This window comes from Paracoccus sp. PAR01 (genome assembly GCF_014851995.1).
Classification (GTDB): domain Bacteria; phylum Pseudomonadota; class Alphaproteobacteria; order Rhodobacterales; family Rhodobacteraceae; genus Paracoccus; species Paracoccus litorisediminis.
Window position 1 is genome coordinate 1 of sequence record NZ_JACVAW010000121.1, and the last position, 254, is coordinate 254.

Genomic DNA, 254 nt, shown 5'->3' on the forward strand with positions numbered 1-254 from the left:
TCGCCTACCTTAAGGCCACGCTCACCGCCATCGCCAACGGTCATCCGCAAAGCCGCCTCGACGACCTGCTGCCATGGAGCTTCAAGCCGTCAAGCTAAGACGACCGTGATGACCTGCGAACGCTTACCGTAAACGCGGCGGTAGCCATAGCGCACACGCGTCTCACAGATCTCCCTGATCCGCCGTTTCAGCTCTGCCGGATCGGTGCGGCGGGATTTGTAGTGGTAGCTCGAGCAGTCAAATCGCAAGGCCCC

Annotated in this window: 1 protein-coding gene and 1 pseudogene; one reads left to right on the plus strand and one right to left on the minus strand. The window is 61.0% G+C overall.

Features of this window, described 5'->3' with window-relative positions; translation table 11 throughout:
• The coding region (locus IB235_RS24955) for a transposase domain-containing protein (protein WP_192337168.1) at positions 1-98 on the plus strand (98 nt) is incomplete at its 5' end.
• Between the two features lie 30 nt (positions 99-128).
• Here the strand turns inward: IB235_RS24955 and IB235_RS24960 are convergent.
• Positions 129-254 (minus strand): annotated as a pseudogene (locus IB235_RS24960) (IS3 family transposase); the annotation flags it as partial.